Below are 22,705 nucleotides of genomic sequence, written 5' to 3'. Positions count from 1 at the left end.
GAGGAGCACCGATGGCCCGACAGCGCACGGACGCCGAGCAGCAGATCGCCGACCTGCTGCACACGGCGAGGAAGTCGCTGCACATGAGCGTGGCGTTCCTCAGCCGGCTCGACGGCACCACGCAGCACCTCGAGGTGGTCGACACCCGGGTGCCGGTGCTCGTGCAGGAGAAGGCGAAGGTCGCCCAGGACACCTCGTTCTGCCAGGCGATCCTCGACGGGAAGCTGCCCGCCGTCATCGACGACGTGAAGCGCTACCCGCTGGCGATGTCGCTGCCGTCGGCGCGCATCCCCCGCATCCGCAGCTACGTCTCGACGCCGGTGACGCTGTCCGACGGCTCGCTCTACGGCACCTTCTGCGCGTTCGGATTCACCTCCGACAAGGAGCTGACCGGCCGCGACGAGGCGCTCATGAAGGTCCTCGCCTCCGCCGCCTCGGTGATCATCGAGCCGGAGATCCGCGAGCAGCAGCGCCGCGACGACATCGACGCCCGGCTCGACCCGCTGGTCGCCGCCGGCGGCCCGAGCGTCGTCCTGCAGCCGATCGTCGACCTGGCCACCGGCGTCCGGGTGGGCGCCGAGGCGCTCAGCCGCTTCCCGCGCGAGTGGGGCAAGGGCCCCGACGTCGTCTTCGAGGAGGCGCACAGCGTCGGCCGCGGGCACGAGGTCGAGCTGCTCGCCCTCCGCGGCGCGGCCGCGCACCTGGACCGGGTGGGCGGCTACGTGGCGATGAACGTGTCCCCGCAGACCCTGCTGACGCCGGGGTTCGCGGCGCTGCTGGCCGACCTGCCGCTGGACCGCGTCCTGCTCGAGCTCTCCGAGCACGACCCGGTCGAGGACTACGACGAGCTGACCACCGCGCTGGTGCCCTTCCGCGCGGCGGGCATGCGGCTGGCCATCGACGACGTCGGCGCCGGCTTCTCCTCGCTGCGGCACATCGTGGTGACGAACCCCGACGTCATCAAGATGGACCGCAGCATCGTCAGCGGCCTGCACACCGACCCGGTGCTGTCCAAGCTCGTCGAGTCGCTGGTCAGCTTCGGCCACGGGTGCGGCGTGAAGGTGGTCGCCGAGGGCATCGAGACGGCGGAGGAGGCCGCGCGGCTGCGCGACCTCGGCGTCGACCTCGGCCAGGGCTGGTACTTCGGCCGCCCCGGCCCGCCGGAGGCGCTGTCCCCGGTGGCCCCCGCGGTCCCCGCGCCCCGGGCCGCGGAGCGCCAGCCCGCCTGAGGACCCCGACGCGCGCACCAGCCGGCTCGGACACCCCGCAGCTCAGGCGCCCCGCAGCTCAGGTACCCCGCAGCTCAGGCGGCCGGCGCAGCAGGTAGACGACGTGGTCGGGCGGGTCGACCGGGTTGTCCGGCGTCAGCGGGCCCTCCGCGACGCGGGTGAACCCGGCCCGCTCCAGGGCCCGCCACGACGCGACGTTGCCCGCGGCCACCGGCACGAGGACGGCGTCGGCCTCCGGGTACGCCGCCCAGCTCTCCGCCACGAACGCCCGCAGCATCGCCGCGCCCGCACCCCCGCCGCGGACGCCGGGCTCGCCGATGAGGTAGTCGATCGACAGCGCGCGCGGCGGCACCGCCACCACCGGCGTGAGCTCGCCGACGTACTCCGAGAAGTCGGCGATCCGGTACCGCTGCACCAGCCCGAACGGCCGGCCGTCGGCCAGCGCGAGCAGCACCTCGGCGGGGTCGGTGCCGTCGATGCACGGCCCGAAGTCGGCCTCCAGCGCCTCCGGTGTCGTCTCGTGCGCCCACCAGCGGGCGACCAGCGGCTCCTCCAGCCAGCGACCCAGCAGCGGCAGGTCGGCGCGGGTCAGCGGGCGGAAGCCCACCGGGCCGTCGAGCACGCCGCCACCGTAGGGCGCGGGCACCCCCGACGGGGGATGCGCGCTCGAGGAACGGCGTCCCGGGGCCGATGGAGAGGGGGACAGCAGCTCTCCCGAGGAGACCGACCGTGCACGCATCCCGACGGCCGTCCCCGTCCGGCGGCACCCCGCGGACGGCGACGGTCTCCGTCACCCCCACCGCCCTCGACGGCCTGGCCCGCGCCACGCTGGAGGCCACCGCCGCCCTCGTGCTCGTCTGCGACGACGCCGGCCGCGTCCTGCTGGCCAACCCCGCGCTGCAGCGCTTCGCCGGGCGCAGGCGCGAGGAGCTCGTCGGCCTGCCGTTCTGGGAGGTGGTCACCATCCCCGAGGAGGTGGAGCTCGCCCGGGCCGCGATGGCGATGGTGGTCTCCGGACGCCCATCCATCCCCGGCGAGGTCGACTGGCTCACCGGCGACGGCGACCGGCGGCGCATCGAGCTGCAGACCAGCGTGCTGACCCGCGAGGACGGGACCCCCTACGCGATCGCGTTCGTCGGCATCGACGTCACCGCCCACCGCGAGCGGGAGGCCCAGGTGCGCCGGCAGGCGGTCACCGACCCGCTCACCGGCCTGGCCAACCGCAGCGCCCTGTTCGCCGTCCTCGCCGCGCGGCTGCACGTCGAGACCGGTGACGGGTGCAGCCTGGTGTTCTGTGACCTCGACGGCTTCAAGGGCGTCAACGACCGCTTCGGCCACGCCGCCGGCGACCGGCTGCTCGTCGCCGTCGCCGGGCGGCTACGGGACCTGGCCGGCCCGGACGACGTCGTCGCCCGGCTCGGCGGGGACGAGTTCGTAGTCGTCGCCCGCGGCCTGGACGCCGAGGGCGCGGCCGAGCGGGCGCGGCGCATCGAGGCCGCCGTGGGCGAGCCGTTCGACGTCGCCGGCGAGGCGGTGCGGATCGGCGTGAGCACCGGGACGGCGACCGGCGGCCCCGGCGACGACCCCGACAGCGTCATGAACCGCGCCGACATGGCCATGTACGGGGTGAAGAGCGTCCGGCGCTCCCGGCGCTGAGCCCCCGGCCGGGAACATCCCGCCCGGCGGCCGCGCTGCCGCCGACATGCCCAAGACCTGGTTCATCACCGGCGCGTCCCGCGGGTTCGGCCGCGAGTGGGCGATCGCCGCCCTCGAGCGCGGCGACACCGTGGCCGCCACCGCCCGCGACACCGCCACCCTCGACGACCTGGTGCAGCGCTTCGGCGACGCCGTCCTGCCGTTGCGGCTCGACGTCACCGACCGCGAGGCCGACGTCGCCGCCGTCCGGCAGGCCGCCGAGCGGTTCGGCCGCCTCGACGTCGTCGTCAACAACGCCGGCTACGGCCAGTTCGGCATGGTCGAGGAGGTCTCCGAGGCCGAGGCCCGCGCCCAGTTCGAGACCAACGTGTTCGGCGCCCTGTGGGTCACCCAGGCCGCGCTGCCGGTCATGCGGGCGCAGGGCTCGGGCCACGTGCTGCAGGTGTCCTCGATCGGCGGGATCAGCGCCTTCCCGAACATCGGGATCTACAACGCGTCCAAGTGGGCGCTCGAGGCGTTCAGCCAGTCGCTGGCCGCCGAGGTCGCCGACTTCGGGATCCGGGTGACGATCATCGAGCCCGGCGCCTACGGCACCGACTGGGGCGGCTCGTCCGCGAGGCACGCGACGCCGGACCCGGCCTACGACGCCTTCCGCGAGAAGGCCGCGGAGCAGCGGAGGGCGCGTGCCGGGAACCCCGGCGACCCGGTCGCCACCCGCGACGCCGTCCTGCAGCTCGTCGACGCCGACGAGCCCCCGCTGCGCGTGTTCCTCGGCGACGGCCCGCTGGCCATCGCCACCCGCGACTACGAGTCCCGGCTCGCCGAGTGGCGGCGCTGGGAGCCGCTGTCGGTCGCCGCGCACGGCCGGCGCGACTGACCCCGGCGAGGCAACCGGCCCGGCCGGGGACGGGCGGACCGTCCCCGGCCTCCGCGCGGGCACCGGGTCAGGCGGCGAGCAGGTCCTGCGCGTCGTCGCCGGCGGCGACCAGTTCCGCGTAGCGGCCGCCGCGGGCCTCGAGCTCGGCGTGCGTGCCGGACTCGACCACCCGGCCGGCGTCGAGCACGACGATCCGGTCGGCGTGCCGCACCGTGGACAGCCGGTGGGCGATGGTGATCGTCGTCCGGCCGCGGCGGGCCTCGTCCAGCGCCGCCTGCACCGCGCGCTCGGTGGCGGTGTCCAGCGCGCTGGTGGCCTCGTCGAGGACCAGCACCCGCGGGTCGCGCAGCAGCGTGCGGGCGATGGCCAGGCGCTGCTTCTCCCCGCCGGAGAACCGGTGCCCGCGGGCACCGACGACGGTGTCGTAGCCGTCGGGGAGCGCGGCGATCACGTCGTGCACCTGCGCCCGTCGGGCCGCCGCCTCGATCTCGGCGTCGGTGGCGCCGGGGCGGGCGTGCCGCAGGTTCTCCCGCACGGTGGCGTGCAGCAGGTAGGTCTCCTGCGAGACGACGCCGACCACCTGCGCGAGCGTGGCCAGCCGCAGGTGGCGCAGGTCGACGCCGTCGATGCTCACCCGGCCGGTGGTGGGGTCGGCGAGCCGGGCGACCAGCGAGGCCATCGTCGACTTGCCCGAGCCGGTCTCGCCGACCAGCGCGAGCGTCGTGCCGGCGGGGACGGTCACGTCGACGCCGGAGAGCGCGGGCCGGGCGCCGTCGGGGTAGGTGAACCCGACGCCCTCCCACCGCACCTCGCCGCGGACGGCGGCGGGGTCGAGCCCGACCGGGGTGGCCGGGTCGTCGATCTCCACCGGCAGGTCGAGGTACTCGAACACCCGGCTGAACAGGGCCATCGAGCTGGTCACGGTGACGCCGACGTCGAGCAGGCCCATGAGCGGGCGGAACAGCGCGCCCTGCAGCGTGGTGAAGGCGACCAGCGTGCCGATCGTCATCCCGCCGGAGGTCGCCGGCAGGCCGGCGAACAGGTAGATCAGCGCCGGGATGCCGGCGAAGACGATGCTCATCGTGGCCATCCGCCAGCGGCCGGCCAGCTGGGAGCGCACCTCGAGGCCGACGAGGTCTTCTGACGTCGCGGCGAACCGCCGGGAGGCGGCGGGGCCGGCGCCGAGGGTCTTGCCGAGGAGCACGCCGCTGACGCTGAGCCCCTCCTCGACCTGGCCGTGCAGGTCGGCGAGGTGCCGCTGCCGCTGCGCGGTGACCGCCCGCCGCATCCGCGCGACCTTGCGGGTCAGCGCGATCGCCGGCGGCAGCACGACGAGCGAGAGCAGGGACAGCCGCCACGACAGCGCGACCATGGCGACCACGGTGCCGACGACGGTGGTGGCGTTGGCCGCCAGCGACGTCGCCGTCGAGGTGACCACCGACTGCATGCCGCCGATGTCGTTGGTCAGCCGCGACTGCACCTCTCCCCCGCGGGTGCGGGTGAAGAAGCCCAGCGACTGGCGCTGCAGGTGGGCGAAGACGGCGGTGCGCAGGCCGTGCATGACCCGCTGCCCCACGGTCGTCGACAGCCACGTCTGCACGACGCCCAGGACGGCGGTGAGCGCGGTGACGGCGACCATCCCGGCGACGGCCAGGACCAGCAGGTCGACGTCCTGCCGCGGGATGGCCTCGTCGATGACCAGGCGCACCAGGAACGGCGTCGCGAGCGCGACGGCCGAGGAGCTGACGATCAGCACGACGACGGTCGCGACCTGCCAGCGGTACGGGCGGAACAGCGCCGTCACGCGGCGCAGCGGGACCGGCGCGCGCTCCAGCTGCGCGCGGTCCGCGGGGTCGACGGCGCGGCCCGACCGCCCGCCGGAGCCGCTGCCGCGGCCCATGGGTCCCTCGTCGATGGCGACCACCTCCGGTTGTTGAGGCTACCTCACGGTCCGGTAACCTCAGGGTATGGCGGCGCATTCCCGGGACGACGACGCGGCCGTGGTCGACCTGCTCATGCGCGCCGCCCGCACCCAGCGGCGGCGCTGGCTCGACGCGCTCGCCCCGTGGGACCTCACGCCGCACCACGCACGGGCGCTGCGGGCGGTGGCCGGCCGCGACGGCACCCGGCTGTCCGACCTCGCCGAGGCGCTGCGCATCGCCCCCCGCTCGGCCACCGAGGTCGCCGACGCGCTGCAGGCCCGCGGCCTGGTGGAGCGCACCCCCGACCCGGCCGACCGGCGCGCCGTCGTCCTGCGGGCCACCGAGGAGGGGCTGAGGGTGCGGGCGGAGGTCGACGCCGCCCGGGCGGCGGACAGCCGCGAGCTGCTGGCCCGCCTGTCGCCGGACGACCGCGCCCAGCTCGCCCGCCTGCTGCGCGCCCTCACCGACTGACCCCACCGCCGGCCCGGGCGGGGGCCCTCGTAGCGCTGTCGGCCCCTGACTCCGGGCGGGAGGCGGGACCACCGATCGGTGGACCCGCAGGGGTGGACCGCGGTGCCACGATCGGCACATGGGTGAGCCGGTGCGCGCCGAGCAGCTGCGGGTGTCCGACGTCGAGCGGGCCGCCGTGCAGGAGCGGCTGCGCCGCGCGGTCGGGGCGGGCCAGCTCGACCTGCACGAGTTCGACGAGCGCCTGCAGGCGGTGTGGGCCGCCCGCACCCGCGGCGAGCTGCAGCGGGTGACCCTCGACCTGCCCGAGCCGCCGCCCCCGCCGCCCCCGGCCCCGCGGCACCGCGTCTTCTCCACCACCCCGGGCGGCACCACGATGCGGGTGCTCACCACGGTGTGGGCGAGCGTGGTGGCGGTGAACGTCGTCGTCTGGCTGCTGGTCTCGCTGGGCGCCGGCGGCCCTGTCTACCCGTGGTTCATCTGGCTCGCCCCGTCGGGCGCGGTGCTCGCGGTCCTCTACGCCACGGGGATCGGGCGCCCCCGCCGCTGAGTCAGCGCTCGGAGCGGCGGCGCTGGCGGGTCTTGGCGCCGTACATCGCCCGGTCGGCGCGCGCGACCACCTCGTCGGGCGCGTCGCCCGGCCGGCCGACCGCACCCCCGACGCTCACCCCCACCCGCAGCGCGCCCGCGACCGTGGGCACGGGCGCGGTCACCCGCTCGCGCACCCGCGCGGCCAGCTCGGCGACGTCGTCCTCCTCGCAGCCGGGGCACAGCACCACGAACTCGTCCCCGCCGAACCGGGCGACGACGTCGTCGCCCCCGGCCGCGGCCTGCAGCCGGGCGGCGACCTCGGCGAGCACGGCGTCGCCCACCGCGTGCCCGTGCACGTCGTTGACCACCTTGAAGCCGTCGAGGTCGCAGAACAGGACGCCGCAAGGCACCCCGTCCTCCTGCGCGAGCCGCCGGCCGAGCTCCTCGAAGAACGTGTGCCGGTTCGGGATGCCGGTGAGCCGGTCGGTGCGCGCCCGCTGGGCCAGCGCCTCCTCGCGGCGCCGCTGCTCGGTGACGTCGAGGCCCACGGTGGCCACCCCGAACGGGCGCCCGTCGGGACCGCTCAGCACGTTGTTGCGCATCGCGATGAGCCGCCGCGTCCCGTCGGCGGTCAGCCAGTCGCCCTCCTGGGGGTACGCCCGGCCGGTGTCGACGGCGCGCGCCACGGCGTCGAGCGCGAGCTCCCGGTGCTCCGGCGCCACGAAGACGTCGACGAACAGCTCACCGAGCAGCCGCTCGGGCGGGCGTCCGGTGAACCGCTGCAGCGCCGGGTTGGCCAGCAGGATCCGCCCCGCCCCGTCCACCACGCAGACGAGCGCGTCGGTGCCCTCGACGAACCCGTGCGCGAGCCGGACGTCCACTCAGCCGCGCTCGGCGAGGACGCCGCGGTCGTCGTCGTGCCCGATGGTCATCCCGGCACCTCCCCGTCGTCCCCCGCGCGATGAGACCACGCCCACCGTCGCACGTCGATACGGCGCACCGCCGTACCGGATCACCGACGCGCGGCGGACCTGCGGCGGGACCCCCACACGAGCAGGCCACCGGTGAGGACGAGGAGGGCGCCGAGGCCGGCGGGCAGGGCGGGCTCGGCACCGGTCCGCGCCAGGACGGCGGGGGACGGCGCGGGTGCCGACGGCGGGGTCGCCGGCGGTGAGGACGGCGGGACGGCCACGGGGGACGACGGCGGCGCGGCGACCGGCGCGGGGACCGGCGGGACGGGGACCGGGACGGCGACCGGCGCGGCGTCCACCGGGACGGTCAGCCCGGCGCTCGCGGTGGCCGCGCCCAGGCCCGAGCGGACCGGCGGCGTGCCGGTGACCGTGGCGGCGCTGGTGAGCCGGCCGAGCGCGAGGTCCTCACCGGTGACCTCGCGGCCGCGGTCGGCCCAGCAGCCGGTGGCCGTCCCCGGGGCCAGGTCGGTCCGCTGGCAGACGACGTCGCCCGCGGCCGGGTCGGCCACGGCGAGGCCGCTGAGCGTCACCGTCCCGGTGTTGCGCACGGCGTAGCGGGTGCGCACGACGTCCCCGACCCGCGGGGCGACGACGGGGGTGCCGCTGTCCGCGTCGGTGAAGACGACGACGAGGTCCACGGCGCGGCGCGGCGCCGCGGTGGGCACGGGGTCGTCCGCGGGTGCCGAGGACACCACCGCCCCGGTCAGCGCCGCGGTGCCGGTGGCGACGGCGGGCGCGGCGACGGGCGTGCCCAGCACGTCGTCCTCGGTCACGGCACGGGCGGCGGTGTCGCACTCCGCGGAGGCGCCCGGGACGAGCACCGGCGTGCCGCAGCCCGGGGCGGGCACGGCGGGCGCGCCGGCCGGCAGGACGCCGCCGGCCGGGACGGCGGCGGACACCCCGGTCAGCGCGACGGTGACGCCGGTGACCGGCACGTTGCCGGTGTTGGTGACGACGAGGTGCCAGGTGACGGTGTCGCCGAGGTCGGCGGCGGCCTGCCGCGCGGCCGGCTGTACCCGCGCGACCGAGGTCAGGGCGAGCGCCGGGGCGGGCGTGGTGGCCACCCGGGCGGCGGCGCCGGGGCCCGCGACCGCCGCACCGTCGCGCACCGCGCGGGCCGTGGCGCTCGCGGTCGCGGCCAGCGCGCCGGCCGCGGCGTCGCCGTCGGTCAGCACGACGGGGTCGGACGCGCAGCGCACCGACGCGCCCGCCGCCAGCCGGCCGACCGGGCAGCCGACGTAGAGGCCCGGCGCGGTGACCAGCAGGTCCTCGACCATCACGTTGCCGGTGTTGGTCACCTGCACCAGCCAGGTGACGGTCTCGCCGGCCTCCAGCGCCGCGTCGCCGTCGTCGGCCCAGTCCGCGGTGGTGACCAGCCGGAGCGCGGGCGCCGAGGCGGGCGCGGCGACCGGGGCGGCGGCGGGCGCCGAGCGCAGCGCCGGGCCGCCGGTCGTGGTGGCGACGGCCGAGGCGGTGAGGCCGACCGGCAGGCCGGCGTCGACGTCGTCCTGGGCGAGCACGTACGCGCTGCCGCCGGTGCAGGCGGTCGAGGCGCCCGGGGCGAGGACGGCCGCGGCGCAGGCCGGCGCGCCGCCCGCCGAGTCGGTGACCGCGACGTCGGCGACCGTGACGTTGCCGGTGTTGGTGACCGTCCAGGTGTAGGTGACCCGGTCGCCGACGGCGGCCGCGGTGCCCGAGGCGGCGCCGGCCAGCGTGAGGCGGCCGGCCGGGGTGGCGGTGGCCAGCTCGCCGGTGGCCGGGGCGGAGTCCACGGTCCGGGCGCCGGCGGTCCAGGTGGCGGTGGCGTCGGCGGTGCGGGTCAGGTGCCCGGTGCGCAGGTCGGCCTCGGTGACGGTGCGGGCGGCGGCGGACACGCAGGTCGCCGACCGTCCGGGGCGCAGGGAGCCGGCGCCGCAGGGCAGCGCGGTGCCGCCGGGCTCGCGGACGGTGACCCCGTCGAGCGGCACGGTGCCGACGTTGGTGACCGTGTAGTGCCAGGTGACCCGGTCACCGGGGTCGGCGGGGACCGACCCGTCGTCGACGACCGCGGTGACTGCGGCGGCCAGCCGGGGATCCGGGGTGGCCGGCACGGTGGACGAGGCGGTGGCGCCGGTGCCGTGCCCGCTGCGCGGGTCGGTCGCGACGGCGACGGCGTCCTCCGGCAGCGTCCCGGCGGCCTCCTCCGCGGCGGTGACCACGTGCACGGCGGTGCGGCAGACGGCGGTGGTGCCCGGCGGGAGGCCGGCCGGCGGGCAGGTCGCCGCGCCGGTGCGCGGGGTGCTGGCGCTGACGGCGGACAGGGTGACGTCGCCCCGGTTGGTCACGACCAGGGACCACTCGACCGTCTCGCCGGCCTCGAGCACGCCGTCGCCGTCGTCCTGCCAGTCGGGGACGGCGGTCAGCGCGAGCTCGGGAGCGGCCGCGGCCAGGACGACCGGGTCGGAGGCGGGGCCGAACGGCAGCGGGGTGTCCGACCCCGCCGGGATGCCGGAGGCCCAGGCGGTGCCGCCCACGGGACGGCCGGCGTCGAACTCGGCCTGGGTGACCCGGTGGGCGCCGCCGGCGGTGCAGGTGGTGCGCTCGCCGGGGGCGAGGACGTCCTGGACGCAGCCGGCCGGGCCGACGAGGTCGTCGGTGACGGTGACCAGGCGGATGGTCACGTTGCCGGTGTTGGCGACGGCGTGCTCCCAGCGCAGCTCGCTGCCGGCCCGCACCACGGAGGGGTTGCCGGCGGCGGCCCGCACCCCGACCTCCAGGGCGCGGACGACGCCGGCCAGGCCCACCGACTGCACGGCGGGCGCGGAGCGGACGGTCCCGCCCAGCGCCGCCGGGGTGCCGACGGCGCTCGCGCGGGCCGCGAGCCGGCCGGCGAGCAGGTCGGCCTCACCCACGACGGAGCCGTGGACGGCGGTGCACGCGGTGGAGGCGCCGGGCTCCAGGACCGTCCGGTCGCAGCCGACCGCGCCGGCGCCCGCGTCCTCGACCGCGACGTCGCGGACGGCGACGGTGCCGAGGTTGGTCACCACGTAGTGCCAGGTGACGACGTCGCCGAGGCCCGCGGCGCGGCCCGGGACCGGGCCCTCCCCGGTGACCGCCAGGCCGAGCGCGGCGCGCGGGTCGTCGGGCACGGCGGCCGACGACGGGGCGCTGCGGACCGCTCCGCCGGTGCGCCCGTCCGAGGCCGTGGCCTCGGCGGTGACCGACCGCTGGCCGGCGAGGACGTCGGCGGAGGTGACCGGCGCGGCGGGCGCGGTGCAGGTGGTGACCGCGCCGGGGGCGAGCTCCGTCGCGGCGCAGACGAGGGCGGGCGCACCGGGCGCGGCGACGGCGACGTCCCGGAGGGTGACGTCACCCCGGTTGGCCACCACGGCGGTCCACGCGACCGTCTCGCCGGCGTCGAGCGCGTCGTCACCGTCGGCGTCGTCCCAGGCAGGCACGAGGGTCACCTCGAGCGCGGGGGCGGTCGCGGCCAGCGGCAGGTCGGTGCGGACCGGGTCGAAGACCAGGTCGGTGGTGCGGTCGGGCGAGCGGCCCGACGCGGTGACCAGGCTCGCCAGCGGCGCGCCGAGGTCGAACTCGGCCTGGGTGACGCGGTGCCCGGCGTCGGCTCGGCAGGTCATGGTCTCGCCGGGCGCGAGCCGGTCGCGCGGGCAGGTGACGCCCCCGCCGGTGAGCGGGTCGGTGAGCCGGATGCCGGACATGACGACGTTGCCGTCGTTGGCCACCTCGTAGGTGAGCGTCACGGTGTCCCCGGTGCGCAGCGCCGCGGCGTCGGCGGGCGGGGCGACGGCGGCCACGGTGCGCACCAGCAGGTCCCGGTCGGCCGGGGTGACGGCGACGGTCGCCGTCGCGGTGTCGTTGGCCGGCTGCGGGTCGCGGGCGTCCGAGCCGAGCGCGACGGCCCCGTTGACGACGTCGGAGGCGGCCTCGGCGGTGCCGTCGACGGTGAGCGTGACGGTCTGGCCGGCGGCGAGGAACGGGATGCGCCAGGTGCCGTCGGCGTCGCCGTAGGTGCCGGCCGACGGCGACGCGCCGGTCACCACGACGCCGGGCCGGGGCTCCTCGCGCACGAGCACGTCGCGGGCGTCGGAGGGGCCGGCGTTGGTGGCGGTGACGGTGAACCGGACCGGGTCGCTCTGCACGACGGCGGGGGTGTCGGCGGTCTTGGCGACGGTGACGTCGGCGCGCCGCTCGACCGGCACCGTCACGCTGCTGGTGTCGTTGGCGCGCACCGGGTCGGCGGAGGCGGCGGTGACCGTCCGGCTGCGGGTGAGCGTCGCGTCGGTCCAGCTCGCGCGCAGCAGGCCGACGTGGGTGAGCCGCCAGGTGGCTCCGGCGGCGAGCTCGGGCAGCGCGCACAGCAGCACCCCGCCGTCGACGGCGACGCCGTCGCGCAGCTCCCCGGAGAAGGTGCAGCTCCCGCCGCTCACGGTGGTCGCGGGCGGCGCCTGCCCCGCGCCGACGGCCTGGCTGACCAGCAGGCTCTCGGCGCGGGTGGGCCCCGCGTTGGCGACCGTGACCACGGTCCGCACGTCGGTGCCGGGGACCACCGGCGCCCCGGGCTCCGCGGCGTTCTCGACGGTCTGGGCCAGCGCGAGGTCGGCCTCGAGCACGATCTGGCCGGAGACGGCGTCGGAGTCGTTGGTGCGGTCGCCGTCGGGCACCGCGGAGACGGCGGTGACGCTCGCCCCGCCCGGCCCCTCCTCGGCGTCGGGAGCGACGACCGCCTGGCCGGTGATGACCAGCTGCTCGCCGGCCCGCAGCAGCGGGATGCTGCAGCCGGCGCCGGGGGTGCAGCCGGCGTAGGAGATGGCGGTGGTGACCAGCCCGGGCGCGAGGGTGGCGCGGACGACGACGTTCGTGGCGTCGGAGGGGCCGGCGTTGGTGACGACCAGGGTGAAGGGGAACCGGTCGCCCGGGCGCACGGTCGTGTGCTGCGGGTCCACCTGCAGGTCGACGCCGACGTCGGCGGACTGGCTGCCGCTGCCGGCGACCTCCGCGGTGAGGTCGGAGACGTCGGGGTCGGGCGTGGCGGCCGAGACCGACACGGCGTTGTCGATCGCGCCGGTGCCCGAGGCCGGCAGCTGCAGCTCGATGCGCACCTGCGCGGCGTCGCCGGGCGCGAGCTCGGGCAGCGCGCAGCGCAGCGTCCGCGACCCGGCGGGCAACGTGCACGAGCCGCCCGGGACGGTGGCGGCCACCAGCACCGCGCCGTCGGGGAGGGCGTCGAGCAGCACGACGCCGCGGGCGGTGGACGGGCCGTCGGCGCGGACGGTGGCGGTGTAGACGACGGGGCCGCCGGCGACGCCCTGGGCCCGGTCGGCGGCCAGCGCCACCGAGACGTCGGCGGAGGCGGTCACCGAGTCGGTGAGCGCGGCGGTGTTGTTGCCCGCGGCGTGGTCGAAGGCGTCGCCGGTGGCCGCCGCCGACACCGTGTACTGGGTGCCCGGGGGAGCGCCGGCCGGCACGGTGCCCGACACCGTCACCGTGCGGGAGGCCCCCGGCGCCAGCGCCGTCAGCCGGCAGGTGACCGTGGTGCCGGCGACCGTGCAGGGACCGCCGGAGCTGCTCGCCGCGAGGCCCGCCAGCTGCGCCGGCACGGTCACCGTGACCACGGGGGCGGCCTCGGTCGCCGGGCCGTTGCCGCGCACGGTCGCCGTCCAGGTCACCGGCGTGCCGGCGACGAGCGCGGCGGGGCTCTGCGCGAGCGTGACGGCGAGGTCGGCGGCCGCGCCGACGGCCGTGGCCACCGTCGTCGACCGCGACGTGCGGGTCGTGCCGGTGAGCGGGTCGGTGAAGGCGACGGTGGCGTCGTCGGAGACGGTGGTGGCCGAGGCGGAGGGCTGCACGCGCACCTGCCAGCTGACGCCGTGCGCCTCCCCCGGCGCGACGGCCCCGCCGGCGCCGGCACCGGCGCCGTCGCCGATCCGCACCCGCACGGTCCGCGTCGCGGCGTCGTACTCGGCGGCGTCGTCGCCGGCCGCGTCGGTGCGGGCGGCCGTCACGGTGCCGCTGGTGACGCGCAGGGAGCCGGGCACGAACGCGACGCCGGCCGGGAGCTCGTCGGAGACCACGGTGCCCTGGGCCGGGTTCCCGCCGTCGTTCCGGGTGGTGACGGTGTAGGTGAGAACGTCGCCCACCTGCGCGGTCGTGCCGCCGCGCTGCGTCGTCACCGTCTCGGTGGTGACCAGGCAGGGTCCGGTGCCGAACGAGATGCCGTCCAGGAAGTTGCCGACCGAGGTGTTGCCGCCGGCCGCGCTGACCGACTGGAAGGCGAAGCGCGTGACCGTCTGGCCGGCCGGGACGGTGTAGACGCCGCTGTGCCGGCCCCAGGTCCTGCCGTCGCTGAGGGTGGCGCCCTGGCGGGTGGCGAGCGTCAGCGGCGTGCCCGGGACGGCGATGTGCACGGCCATCGTGTCGGTGCCCAGGCGGCCGCGGTGCTGCAGCTCCCAGCGCAGCGTCTGGCCGGGGGTGGTCGGCACGTCCTGGTAGAGCGTGGACACCTGGTTGGCGTTGAGCTCGGCGAACTGGGCGCCCGACCCGGCCGGCACGCCCTGGTAGCCGCGCCACAGCTCGATCTGCTTGTCGGTGGCCGTCGTGGTCCAGCCGGGCACCTGGTCCTGGTGGAGGAAGGCTAGGTCGTTGGCGCGGATGGCCGGCAGCTCGAAGCCGCCGTTCTGCAGCGCCACCGTCGAGGAGCAGGAGACCGGGTCCTGGGCGGCGGTGTCCACGGGGGTCACGGGCGCGGCGGGCACGACGGCGACGACGGCGCCCGCCCAGAGCCCGCCGGCGAGGGCCAGCGCGCCCCACGCGAGCGAGCGCCTCCGCACCGTCCGCCGCACGTCCGCCTCCCGCGTCCACTCCGGTCCCGCTGACCCCACCGGTCACTCGGTGGTGCGCAACCTGACAGCGCGGGACGGGGCGCGCGGGGACGCCGCGGTCGTGTCGCGGCAGAAAGGTCGGCGACCGTCCCCGGGGCGTCGACATGGCGAGAGGTCGGCCGTCGGCGCAGGTCAGCGGCGTGTCGCGGGCGACGCGCGCGGCGTGCCTTCCGGTCGAGATGTCTCAGCACTAAGGTATCCGGGCATGGCAGCGGCGCGCCGGGTCCGGATCGGCATCGACACCGGGGGCACGTTCACCGACGTGGTCGCCGTCGACGAGCAGACCGGTCAGACCACGACCACGAAGACCCCGTCCACCCCGGCCGACCCCGCCGAGGGCTTCCTCGAGGGCGTGCGGAAGGTGCTCGGCCTGATGGGGCTCGACGGCTCCGCGGTGACCGCGGTCAGCCACGGCACCACGGTGGCCACCAACCAGCTGCTCGAGGGCAGGCTCGACCGGATCGGGTTCGTCACCACCGAGGGCTACGAGTCGGTGCTGGAGATCGCCCGCCAGTCGGTGCCCGACGGCTACGGCAACAGCTACTTCTGGGTCAAGCCGCCGCGGATCGTCCCGGCCGACCTGGTGCGCACCGTGCGCGGGCGGCTGGACCACACCGGCGCCGAGGTGCGCCCCTTCGACCGCGACGACGCCGTCGCCGCCGCCCGGTTCTTCCGCGACGCCAGCATCACCACGATCGGCGTCTGCTTCCTGCACGCCTACGCCGACGACGCGCACGAGCGGGCCATGCTCGAGGTGCTGCGCGAGGAGCACCCGGGCGCCGTCGTCAGCATCAGCTCGCAGGTGCTGCGCGAGTACCGCGAGTACGAGCGGTCGGTGACCACGCTGGTCGACGCCGCGGTCAAGCCGCGGGTGGGCGCCTACGTCACCAACATCCGCACCCGCCTGGACGAGATCGCGCCCGGCGTGCCGTTCTACGTGATGAAGAGCAACGGCGGCGTGCTGTCGGCGGCCGAGGTGGTGCACCAGCCGATCACCACGATGCTGTCCGGCCCCGCGGCCGGGGCGCTGGGCGCCGCGCTCATCGCCGGGACGGCGGGCTTCGACCGGGTGCTCACCTGCGACGGCGGCGGCACCTCCACCGACGTCACCGTGGTGGTCGACGGCGAGCCGGCGCTCACCACCGAGGGCTCGGTGGGCGACTACCCGAGCAAGATCCCGATGATCGACGTCGTCACCGTGGGGGCCGGCGGCGGCTCGATCGCCTGGCTCTCGCCGGAGGGCACGCTCAAGGTGGGCCCGAAGTCGGCCGGCGCCGATCCCGGCCCCATGTGCTACCCGTCCGGGGGCGACCAGCCGACCGTCACCGACGCGCACGTCGTCCTCGGCCGGATCCCCCCGCACCTGCTCGGCGGGGAGATCCCGCTGTCGGCCGACGCCGCGCGGGCCGGCCTGGAGGCGCTCGGCGGGAAGCTGGGGCTGTCGCTGGAGCGCACGGCGCTCGGCATCCTGGAGATCTCGGCCTGGAACCAGGCCAACGCGCTGCGCCAGGTCACGGTGGCCCGCGGCCTCGACGTCCGCGACTTCACGCTCACCACGTTCGGCGGCTCGGGCTCGCTGCTGGCCTGCCGGCTCATGGACGTCCTCGGGCTGCCGCGCACGCTGGTGCCGCCGAACCCGGGCAACGTCAGCGCGTTCGGGCTGCTCACCGTCGACGTCCGCAACGACTACGTCCAGACCGTCGTCTCCAAGCACCTCGACCTCGACCTCGGCCGGGTGCAGTCGGTGTTCGCCGACCTGGAGGCGCAGGCGCGGACCGCCCTGGACGGCGAGGGCTTCGGCCGCGACGAGCAGCGGATGCAGCGCACCGCCGACCTGCGCTACGTGGGCCAGGCCTTCGAGGTGCGGGTGCCGGTCGCCGACGGGGAGCTCGACCGCGCCGCGGCCGAGGACGTCGCGCAGGCCTTCCACGCCGCGCACCGGCAGCTCTACGGCTACGACTTCGCCGACGACCCCCGGCAGGCGGTGGAGTGGGTGAACCTGCGGGTCAGCGGCATCGGGCCGATCCGCCGTCCCGACATCGTGGCGCTCTCTGTGGAGGACGGCGGCATCGAGCGGGCCCGCACCGGTTCCCGCCGCGTCTTCTTCGACGACTGGGTGGACACCCCGACCTACAACCGGCCCGACCTCGCCCCCGGCGACGTCGTCTCCGGCCCGGCGATCGTCGAGGAGTTCGGCTCCACCGTCCCGGTGCACCCCGGCTTCGCCGTCACCGTGGACACCTACGGCAACCTGCTGCTGACGAAGGAGTCGGGCAGGTGAGCGAGCTCGCGAGCGAACCCATCGAGCAGAGCACCACTCGTCACGAAGCCGACGAGCGCCAGCGAGGAGGCAGAGTGACCGCCACGTTCCCCACCGGGCCGCTGAACGCGACGAAGGTCGACGCCGACCCGGTCCTCGTCGAGATCGTGGCGGGCACGCTCGCCGCGATCGAGAAGGAGGTCGAGACCTCCATCGGGCGGACGTCGCGGTCGCCGATGATCCGCGACGCGCACGACTTCCGCGCCGGCATCCACGACCGCAACCTGCGCAAGCTCACCGGACGCTCGTACTCGGCGCTCGTGCACCCCGTGGTGCGCGACTACCCGATCGAGACGATGAACGTCGGTGACGTCTTCTTCCACAACGACGTCTACCAGTCCGAGGGCGGGATCGGGCACCTGCCCGACCTGTGCGTCACGGTGCCGGTGTTCGCGCACGACGCCGAATCCGGTGAGCAGCGCGTCGTCGCGTTCATCCAGGCGTTCGGCCACCACGACGACATCGGCGGCGCGGTGCCCGGCTCGATGCCGTCGGCGGCGACCAGCGTGTACGAGGAGGGCCTGATGGTCCCCCCGATCAAGCTGTGGGACCGCGGCGTGCCCAACGAGAGCGCGCTGAAGATCATGACCCGCAACTCGCGGATGCCCGACTCGCTGGCGGCCGACCTCGACGCGGAGTGCTCCGCCTGCCTGGCCGGCGCCCGCCGGCTCGGCGAGCTGTTCGACAGGTACGGCGTGGCCGCGGTCGAGGCCTGCTTCGACGCGATCCTGGCCAGCTCGACCGAGGTCTACCGCCGCGAGATCCTCAGCCAGATCCCCGACGGCACCTACGTCTGGGAGGACTACGCCGAGCACGACGGCGTCGAGGAGCCGCAGCTGCACCGCCAGCGGATCACGCTCACCATGGACTCCACCCAGGAGACCCCGCTGGTCATCGACTTCACCGGCACCGGCCCCCAGGCCAAGGGCCCGATCAACCACTGCGGTGACTACGCCGATGGCAACTTCCTCAAGAAGTGGCTGGCGCCGATCCTGCGCAACCTGGCCGAGACGCCGGAGCGGATGGCCCAGCTGGACGTGAACGAGGGCGTCGTCCCGCTGATCGAGATGCGGTTCCCGGAGAAGGGCACGCTGCTCACCCCGGTCTTCCCGGCACCCACCAACGCCCGGACCTTCGTGATCCTGCGGCTGCTCGGCGTCCTGGCCGGTGTGCTCGCGAAGGCGACCGGTGGCCGGATGCCGGCCGACCAGGAGACGATCCGATACACCGGCGTCTACGGCACCGACGTCGACGGCGAGCCCTACCTCATGCGCGAGGTCCTCGGCGGCGGCTCGGGCGGGCGGTACTACGCCGACGGCGAGGACACCATCCACGTCGTCCCCGACTCCCGGAACCTGCCCACCGAGTTCACCGAGGGTCGCTTCCCGCTGCGCATCGAGCGGCTGGGCCTGGCGATGGACTCCGGCGGCGCCGGGCGCTACCGCGGCGGCTGCGGCTACGAGAAGCACATCCGTGTGCTGCGCGACGCGCACTTCATGTCGATCGCCGACCGCTCGATCCTCGCCTGCTGGGGCGTGAAGGGCGGCAAGGCCGGCCGGCCGTTCCAGATCACCGTCGACCCGGGCGGCCCGGACGAGCACGAGGTCGACGCGCTCGCCGACGCGGAGCCGCTGAAGGCCGGCACCGTCGTCCGCATCCGGACGACGGGTGGCGGCGGCTGGGGCGACCCGCTGGACCGGCCGGTCGAGGAGGTGCTGCGGGACATCGCCTGGCGCAAGGTGTCGGTCGCGGGTGCCCGCGACGACTACGGCGTCGTCGTCCGCGAGGACGGGACCGCCGACGAGGCGGCCACCGAGGAGCTGCGCGCGTCGATACGGGCGAGCCGCACCGGCGAGGAGCCGTTCTTCGACCGCGGCCCCGGCTACGCCCTGCTGTCCGGCGGCGCGACCTCGAACGAGTTCGACGTCCTCTGACGGCTCGTGCTCTGCCCCGTGGCGCGGGGCGGAGCACGAGCCGTCGGGGACAGCCGGTGGGACTCAGGTCACGGGGTCGGTGGTGCCGGGGTCGGGCTTGGCGTCGTCGCCGGTGACGCCCTCGTCGCCCTGCGCGGAGGTGTCCTCCTCGACGCCGTCGGGACGCAGCGGCGTCTCCTCGAGCACGTTCTCCCTGGCCTGGTCGCGGTCGGTGCCGGGTACCTCGGTCATCGGGTCCTCCCTGTCGTGGGGTCGCGCGGCGGTCGGGTGGGGTCGGTCGCCCCTCCCCTACCCCGCGGTCCGGGCGACAGGCCCCGGTTCGCCCCCGGCTGAACGGGCCGCCAGCCAGCGGGCGGTGGCGGCGTCGGCGGGCAGGAACGCCTCCACCGAGAGCTCCGCGGCGGTGAGGTCGACGGCGGTGCCGAAGGTGGTCACCGTGCTGAGGAAGCACAGGACGTCGTCGCCGGCGCGCAGGCGCAGCGGCACCGCGATCCCGTCCGGCGTCGAGCGGTCGGTGCCGCCGGGCAGCGCGGTGAGCTCGCGGTGCAGGGCGGCCAGCGCGGGGTCGCCGGTGAGGTCGGCCTCGCGGGCCAGCCGGTGCAGCACGTGCGCCCGCCACTGCGGCAGGTTGAGCACCCGCGGCGCGAGCCCCTCCGGCGACAGGCTGAGCCGCAGCACGTTGACCGGCGGCTCCAGCAGGTGCGCGGGCAGGCCCTCGAGGAACAGGTCGACGCCGCGGTTGGCCATCACCAGCTCCCACGAGCGGTCCACCACCAGCGCGGGGAACGGCTCGTGCGCGGTGAGCACCAGGTCCAGCGCGCGGGTGACCGCCGCCATGTCGGGGTCGCCGAGCCCCCGGCGGCCGTAGGCGGGCGCGAAGCCGGCCGACAGCAGCAGCTCGTTGCGCTCGCGCAGCGGCACCTCCAGCCGCTCGGCCAGCCGCAGCAGCATCTCCCGGCTCGGCCGCGCGCGGCCGGTCTCCAGGAAGCTCAGGTGCCGGGCGGAGACCTCGGCGTCGGAGGCCAGGTCGAGCTGGGACAGCCGGCGGCGCTGCCGCCAGCCGCGCAGCAGCTCCCCGACGGGTGGGCGGACGGCGGTGGTCACGGCGCGGACGCTAGTGACGACGGCGGCCGGCGTCGCCTACCTCGCAGGTAATCGACGCGCTTCCCCGCCGGGGCCACGGTCTCGGCCATGACAACGACCACCTCCCGCCCCCGCACCCCGTCCCTCCTGGGCGCCGACCCGCTGCGCACCGCGCTGCGCCTCGACGCCGTCGTCTCCGGCGCCAACGGCCTGGCCTACCTCGCCGCCGCCCCGCTCCTGGCCGACCTGCTCGGCGTCCCCGCCGGGGCGCTGCGCGGCCTGGGCGGCTTCCTGCTGGTCTTCGCCGCGGGCGTCGCGCTGGTCGCCGCCGGACGCCCGGTCCGCGCCGGCGCCGTCGAGGTCGTCGTCGGCGGCAACCTGCTGTGGACGGCGGGCAGCGTCGCCGCCGTCGTCGCCGGCCGCTTCGACCTCACGACCGCCGGCACCGTCTGGGTGCTGCTCCAGGCCGCCGTCGTCGCGGGGTTCGCCGCCCTGCAGCTCGCCACCCTCCGCACCCGCTGATCCGAAGGAGAACCCCCGTGACCGCCACCCCCGCCCTCGCCGACCGCTACCTCGCCGCCTGGAACGAGACCGACCCCGCCGCCCGCCGGGCCCTCGTGGACGCCCTGTTCACCGAGGACGTCCGCTACACCGACCCGCTGGCCGACGTCTCCGGCCGCGAGCAGCTCTCCGGCCTCATCGGCGCCGTCCAGGCGCAGTTCCCCGGCTTCGTCTTCCGGCCCGCCGGGGACGCCGACGCCCACCACGACCAGGTGCGTTTCACGTGGCACCTCGGGCCCGACGGCGCGGAGGCCCCGGTGACCGGGTTCGACGTCGCCGTCACCGACGGGGACGGCCGCATCGCCACCGTGCTCGGCTTCCTCGACCGCGTGCCGTCCTGACCCCGTCCCGCGGGACCCGTCCCGCGACCTCAGCCGCGCCGCCGCTGCCACCAGCGGCGGCGCGGTGGTGTGTCCGGGAGCGCGGCGGTCGGCGGCGGGGGCGGCGGGCGGTCCCGGTGCCAGCCCTCGACCAGCGCCTCGACGTCGGCCAGGCCCGGCACCGGCGACCAGCGGCTCTCCTGCGGCCGGCGCCAGAAGGCCTCGACGCGGGCGTTGTAGTCCTCGGCGACGGCCCGGACGGCGTCCTCCGACGGCAGCCCGGCCACCCGGGCGGGCAGGTCGTCGCGTTCGCGTCGCAGCGCGAGCCCGGGCGGCAGCATCTCCGCCGGCGCGATGCCCTCCCGGCGGGCCTTGGCGACCGCCCAGTCGAACACCGTCTCGTCGGGGTCGAAGGCCGGCAGCGGCCGGCCGGTCCCGCGCAGACCGGTGAAGTCACCGCGCTCCTGCGCCTGGCCGATCTGCCGCTCGACCCAGGTCTCGAAGGACACCCCGGGCGGCTTGCGGTCGGTCACGCCCCCATCGTCCGCCTCTGCCAGGCTCCCCTGCATGCGCACCACGGGCAGCCGGGAGGTCTACCGCAACCCCTGGATCCGGCTGCGGGAGGACACCGTCGAGCGGGCCGACGGCTCGACCGGCGTCTACTCCGTCGTCGAGAAGCCGCACTTCGCGATCGTCATGGCGGTCGAGCGCGGCGGGTTCTGGCTGGTCGAGCAGTTCCGGCACCCGATCGCGCGCCGCGCCTGGGAGTTCCCGCAGGGCACCTGGTCCGTCGAGGCGCTGACGGCCGGGCAGGGCGGGACGCCGGAGGAGCTGGCCCGCGCCGAGCTGGCGGAGGAGACAGGGCTGCGCGCCGGCCGGCTCGAGCACCTCGGCCGGCTCGACCTCGCGCCGGGCCTGTCGACGCAGGAGTTCGACGTCTGGCTGGCCGGCGACCTCACCCCCGGCCCGACGGCGCGCGAGGCGACCGAGGCCGACATGGTGAGCGCGTTCGTCACGGAGACCGAACTGCGCGCCATGGTCGCCGACGGCCGGTTCACCGACGGCCCGTCCCTGGCCGCCTGGGCCCTGCTCCTCCTGAGGGGCCATTAGCGCGACAATGGCCCCCTCCCGCGGGGCAGAGGGGTCCTTCGTCAGGCGGCGCGGAGGGTGCGCAGGGGCGCGGTGACCCGGGCGAGCTCGTCGAGCATCGCCTTGCCGCCGGCCTCGAGCTCGGCGTTGGGCACGAACTCGTCGTCCTCGTCGAGGAACTGCGCGAAGAACGGCACCGACACCGCCTCGGGGACGGTGTGCACCCGCAGCGCGCCGAGCACCGGCTTGAGCGCCGAGGAGGCGCGCAGCCCGGCCGAGACGCCGCCGTAGGTGACCAGGCCCGCGGCCTTGTCCGCCCACTCGGCCGACAGGTAGTCCAGCGCGTTCTTGAGCGACGCCGGGAAGGAGTGGTTGTACTCCGGGGTGACGAAGACGAACGCGTCGGCGCGGTCGACCGTCGCGCTCCACCGCTTGGTGTGGTCGTGCACGTACTGGCGCAGCCGCGGGTGGTTCGGCTCGTCGAACACGGGCAGGCCCACCTCGGCGAGGTCGACGAGCTCGACGTCGAAGGCGCCGTGGGCCTCCGCGAGGCGCTGCACCCAGCGGGCGACGGCGATGCCGCGGCGGCCGGGACGGGTGCTGGCGGCGACCACCTGCAGGACGGGACGGGACACCGGGACCTCCGGACGACGACGGGACGCTTCGTTGAGTGCTCAACCGTCGGCGGCGAGGACCGCATCCCGGACGCAGCGTGATCCCGCCCGCAGCCCGTGACCCGATCGTGCCTGGACACCGGCGGACCGCTCGTGCCCGCCTCCGCCGCCGTCGCGCAGCGTCGCGGACATGCCCTGATGGGGTGATCCGGCAGCTCAGGGGCCTGCGCACCGCCCCGGCACCCCCGA

18 protein-coding genes are annotated in these 22,705 nt (G+C 76.4%); 10 read left to right on the top strand and 8 right to left on the bottom strand.

Annotated features, from left to right (window positions below; all coding sequences use genetic code 11):
- Nucleotides 1–11 precede the first annotated feature (11 nt).
- A complete protein-coding gene (locus BUE37_RS20000; RefSeq protein ID WP_073422186.1) occupies nucleotides 12–1,229 on the top strand; it encodes an EAL domain-containing protein in 1,218 nt (405 codons plus the stop codon).
- Nucleotides 1,230–1,287: 58 nt separating this feature from the next.
- On the opposite strand, the gene BUE37_RS19995 is transcribed toward BUE37_RS20000, so the two are convergent.
- Nucleotides 1,288–1,851 carry a GNAT family N-acetyltransferase gene (locus tag BUE37_RS19995; protein WP_245794787.1) on the bottom strand — a complete coding sequence of 188 codons (564 nt, stop codon included), beginning with the start codon at nucleotides 1,849–1,851 and terminating at the stop codon, nucleotides 1,288–1,290.
- 107 nt (nucleotides 1,852–1,958) lie between these two features.
- Between BUE37_RS19995 and BUE37_RS19990 the strand changes: the two genes are divergently transcribed.
- On the top strand, nucleotides 1,959–2,885 hold the full coding sequence (locus tag BUE37_RS19990; protein WP_245794785.1) for a diguanylate cyclase domain-containing protein: 927 nt from the start codon (nucleotides 1,959–1,961) through the stop codon (nucleotides 2,883–2,885).
- 46 nt (nucleotides 2,886–2,931) lie between these two features.
- Nucleotides 2,932–3,762 (top strand): SDR family oxidoreductase, encoded by an 831-nt coding sequence (locus BUE37_RS19985; protein ID WP_073422185.1) that lies wholly within the window; start codon nucleotides 2,932–2,934, stop codon nucleotides 3,760–3,762.
- Between the two features lie 67 nt (nucleotides 3,763–3,829).
- Here the strand turns inward: BUE37_RS19985 and BUE37_RS19980 are convergent, their stop codons facing one another.
- On the bottom strand, nucleotides 3,830–5,686 hold the full coding sequence (locus BUE37_RS19980) for an ABC transporter ATP-binding protein (protein ID WP_281248102.1): 1,857 nt from the start codon (nucleotides 5,684–5,686) through the stop codon (nucleotides 3,830–3,832).
- A gap of 43 nt (nucleotides 5,687–5,729) precedes the next feature.
- On the opposite strand from BUE37_RS19980, the gene BUE37_RS19975 reads away from it, so the two are divergent.
- Both BUE37_RS19975 and BUE37_RS19970 read left to right on the top strand, forming a co-directional pair.
- Complete coding sequence (locus BUE37_RS19975; RefSeq protein ID WP_073422184.1) at nucleotides 5,730–6,155, top strand: MarR family winged helix-turn-helix transcriptional regulator; 426 nt, start codon at nucleotides 5,730–5,732, stop codon at nucleotides 6,153–6,155.
- Nucleotides 6,156–6,273: 118 nt separating this feature from the next.
- Nucleotides 6,274–6,702: a DUF1707 SHOCT-like domain-containing protein gene (locus tag BUE37_RS19970; protein WP_073422183.1), complete on the top strand. Its 429-nt coding sequence runs from the start codon at nucleotides 6,274–6,276 to the stop codon at nucleotides 6,700–6,702.
- Between the two features lies 1 nt (nucleotide 6,703).
- Here the strand turns inward: BUE37_RS19970 and BUE37_RS19965 are convergent, their stop codons facing one another.
- Nucleotides 6,704–7,564 (bottom strand): GGDEF domain-containing protein, encoded by an 861-nt coding sequence (locus tag BUE37_RS19965; protein WP_073422182.1) that lies wholly within the window; start codon nucleotides 7,562–7,564, stop codon nucleotides 6,704–6,706.
- A 131-nt stretch (nucleotides 7,565–7,695) separates the two neighbouring features.
- Nucleotides 7,696–14,496 carry a DUF7507 domain-containing protein gene (locus BUE37_RS24880; RefSeq protein ID WP_073422181.1) on the bottom strand — a complete coding sequence of 2,267 codons (6,801 nt, stop codon included), beginning with the start codon at nucleotides 14,494–14,496 and terminating at the stop codon, nucleotides 7,696–7,698.
- Between the two features lie 244 nt (nucleotides 14,497–14,740).
- Between BUE37_RS24880 and BUE37_RS19955 the strand changes: the two genes are divergently transcribed.
- On the top strand, nucleotides 14,741–16,816 hold the full coding sequence (locus tag BUE37_RS19955; RefSeq protein ID WP_073422180.1) for a hydantoinase/oxoprolinase family protein: 2,076 nt from the start codon (nucleotides 14,741–14,743) through the stop codon (nucleotides 16,814–16,816).
- A 74-nt stretch (nucleotides 16,817–16,890) separates the two neighbouring features.
- The gene (locus BUE37_RS19950; protein WP_073422179.1) at nucleotides 16,891–18,789 is read left to right on the top strand and encodes a hydantoinase B/oxoprolinase family protein; all 1,899 of its coding nucleotides are present in this window, start codon (nucleotides 16,891–16,893) and stop codon (nucleotides 18,787–18,789) included.
- Between the two features lie 63 nt (nucleotides 18,790–18,852).
- On the opposite strand, the gene BUE37_RS24045 is transcribed toward BUE37_RS19950, so the two are convergent.
- Together BUE37_RS24045 and BUE37_RS19945 are read right to left on the bottom strand one after the other, a co-directional pair.
- On the bottom strand, nucleotides 18,853–19,020 hold the full coding sequence (locus BUE37_RS24045) for a hypothetical protein (RefSeq protein ID WP_175562943.1): 168 nt from the start codon (nucleotides 19,018–19,020) through the stop codon (nucleotides 18,853–18,855).
- A gap of 57 nt (nucleotides 19,021–19,077) precedes the next feature.
- On the bottom strand, nucleotides 19,078–19,893 hold the full coding sequence (locus tag BUE37_RS19945; RefSeq protein WP_073422178.1) for a helix-turn-helix domain-containing protein: 816 nt from the start codon (nucleotides 19,891–19,893) through the stop codon (nucleotides 19,078–19,080).
- A gap of 87 nt (nucleotides 19,894–19,980) precedes the next feature.
- On the opposite strand from BUE37_RS19945, the gene BUE37_RS19940 reads away from it, so the two are divergent.
- Nucleotides 19,981–20,394: a hypothetical protein gene (locus BUE37_RS19940; RefSeq protein ID WP_073422177.1), complete on the top strand. Its 414-nt coding sequence runs from the start codon at nucleotides 19,981–19,983 to the stop codon at nucleotides 20,392–20,394.
- 17 nt (nucleotides 20,395–20,411) lie between these two features.
- The gene (locus BUE37_RS19935) at nucleotides 20,412–20,774 is read left to right on the top strand and encodes a nuclear transport factor 2 family protein (protein ID WP_073422176.1); all 363 of its coding nucleotides are present in this window, start codon (nucleotides 20,412–20,414) and stop codon (nucleotides 20,772–20,774) included.
- A gap of 29 nt (nucleotides 20,775–20,803) precedes the next feature.
- Here BUE37_RS19935 and BUE37_RS19930 read toward each other — a convergent pair whose 3' ends face one another.
- Complete coding sequence (locus tag BUE37_RS19930) at nucleotides 20,804–21,286, bottom strand: DnaJ family domain-containing protein (protein WP_175562942.1); 483 nt, start codon at nucleotides 21,284–21,286, stop codon at nucleotides 20,804–20,806.
- Between the two features lie 34 nt (nucleotides 21,287–21,320).
- Here BUE37_RS19930 and BUE37_RS19925 point away from each other — a divergent pair, with 34 nt between their 5' ends.
- The gene (locus BUE37_RS19925; protein WP_073422174.1) at nucleotides 21,321–21,863 is read left to right on the top strand and encodes an NUDIX domain-containing protein; all 543 of its coding nucleotides are present in this window, start codon (nucleotides 21,321–21,323) and stop codon (nucleotides 21,861–21,863) included.
- A gap of 41 nt (nucleotides 21,864–21,904) precedes the next feature.
- Here the strand turns inward: BUE37_RS19925 and BUE37_RS19920 are convergent, their stop codons facing one another.
- Entirely contained in the window at nucleotides 21,905–22,477 is a 573-nt protein-coding gene (locus tag BUE37_RS19920; RefSeq protein WP_073422173.1) for an NADPH-dependent FMN reductase, read from the bottom strand.
- Nucleotides 22,478–22,705: the final 228 nt, after the last annotated feature.

This window comes from Geodermatophilus nigrescens, from assembly GCF_900129495.1.
Lineage (GTDB): Bacteria > Actinomycetota > Actinomycetes > Mycobacteriales > Geodermatophilaceae > Geodermatophilus > Geodermatophilus nigrescens.
This window is presented reverse-complemented; position numbering and strand designations above follow the sequence as displayed.